This window comes from Paracraurococcus ruber (assembly GCF_004353985.1).
Classification (GTDB): domain Bacteria; phylum Pseudomonadota; class Alphaproteobacteria; order Acetobacterales; family Acetobacteraceae; genus Paracraurococcus; species Paracraurococcus ruber.
The window spans coordinates 1-1,519 of record NZ_SMOA01000553.1 but is presented as its reverse complement, the minus strand read 5'-3'; the positions used below and the strand labels follow the sequence as shown (position 1 = coordinate 1,519).

Annotated in this window: 2 protein-coding genes; both read left to right on the top strand. The window is 59.6% G+C overall.

Annotation, left to right across the window (positions count from 1 at the left end; genetic code table 11):
• A partial coding sequence (locus E2C05_RS31685; RefSeq protein WP_205083254.1) for a hypothetical protein occupies positions 1 to 960 on the top strand: 960 nt, incomplete at its 5' end.
• Between the two features lie 164 nt (positions 961 to 1,124).
• Positions 1,125 to 1,478, top strand: coding sequence for a transposase (locus tag E2C05_RS31680; protein ID WP_133223572.1), 354 nt, complete (start codon positions 1,125 to 1,127; stop codon positions 1,476 to 1,478).
• The last annotated feature ends 41 nt before the right edge of the window (positions 1,479 to 1,519 follow it).

The window sequence follows — 1,519 nt, the reverse complement described above, 5'->3', positions numbered from 1 at the left end:
GGCGCAAATGGCGACCAACGCATGTTCTGGTCCAGCTTCGACGGGCAAAACTGGTCCCCGCAGCAGGTGGGCATCGGTGGCGGATCGGCGTCTGGCCCGTCCTTGGCCGTGTTCCAGAACCGCCTCTATGCCGCCTGGTCCGGCGCAAATGGCGACCAACGCATGTTCTGGTCCAGCTTCGATGTCGATAGGCGTACCGTTGTTTTGCGGGTCAATAACTGGATTGCTGATTGGAAGCTGCGATCTTTCAGCGACGTGCCTCTAATTGGAACGTTCACTGGGCGTGGCATAGATTGTAGCCGTGGTTTTCAGCTACCGCCATCAGCAGCGATGCCAACGTCCGGGCCAAATGTCGTCGGCGATGCAGGATGGGGTCAAGTAGAAATCAACAATAGCGATTCTTGCCAATCTTGGGTCAGGATTTTCGCTTTTGACTTCGACGTTCAACCATTCAAATCTATACCTGGCGTTAAGCAGATTGAAAAAGTTGAGTTGAGTTACAAGGAAGGCGAAACGCCTCTTAATAGTTGCCACACGCTTATTTGGACGCAAGGTGGCACCTTCGCCGAAAATCTCCGATGTTGGACCAATGGCCAAGGAGATCCGGAAGAGAAAACCGAAGGTTGCCTTTATCTGCGCGTGCCAAGTGTGAACTGGGCTGTTCAACCTGACCGATCGTTGCTTGATCTCGCTTTCCATAAAGTGGAGGTTCGTGGGCGGTGGGATGTGACGGATTTGTTCCGGCGCCGTGTGGAGCCGGGGCTCACACCACCGCCGGAGTTAGGTGGGCCGGCGCCACAAGGGTGGGGCTTTGCGCTCGCAGGTGTCTTCACCGATACAAGCCAACTGGACGCCAGGGACAACACGCGTTGCACCTCGCGGGCCGGTGATATCGCATTAGAGGTATCCTTTGTTGTGGTGCCCCCACAATCTGGAGGGGTGCCTGCGCCACCTCGTTAACAAAGAAAAGGAACCTTCAAATATAATCTTGGCTTTGCACCTGCCGTGACGGTCGCCTCATGAAGCACGGATACAGAAGAAGGGGATTGCCAAGTTAGAGCACTTTGAGGTTGCCGGAATCGCGGGTTCTGATTCGACGCTGATGATGCAGCGTCGAGGCGACGATGACGGCACCCTTGTCTGCTGACCTTCGGCGGCGGCTGGTTCGCGCGGTTGAGGCGGGCAGTTCGGCGCGGGAGGCGGCGCGGCGCTTTGAGGTGAGCCCCTCGGCGGCGATCAAGCTGATGCAGCGGGTGCGGGAGACGGGCAGCGCGGCGCCGGCGAGGATCGGCGGCTACCGGAGGCCCCTGCTGGCCGGGCATGAAGCCCTGCTGCGTGAACTGACTGCGGCCAAGCCGGGCATCACGCTGGCCGAGATCCAGACGGAGCTCACCGGCTGCGGCATTCAGGCCGGCTCACTGTCCACTGTCTGGTCGACGCTGCGCCGGCTCGGCCTGCGGCACAAAAAAAGTCGCTGAGGGCCGCTGAGCAGGACCGGCCGGACATCGCCGACCGGCGC

Coding starts and splice junctions, on each gene's coding strand:
- E2C05_RS31680 (WP_133223572.1), top strand. CDS start 1,125: ATGACGGCACCCTTGTCTGCTGACCTTCGGCGGCGGCTGGTTCGCGCG.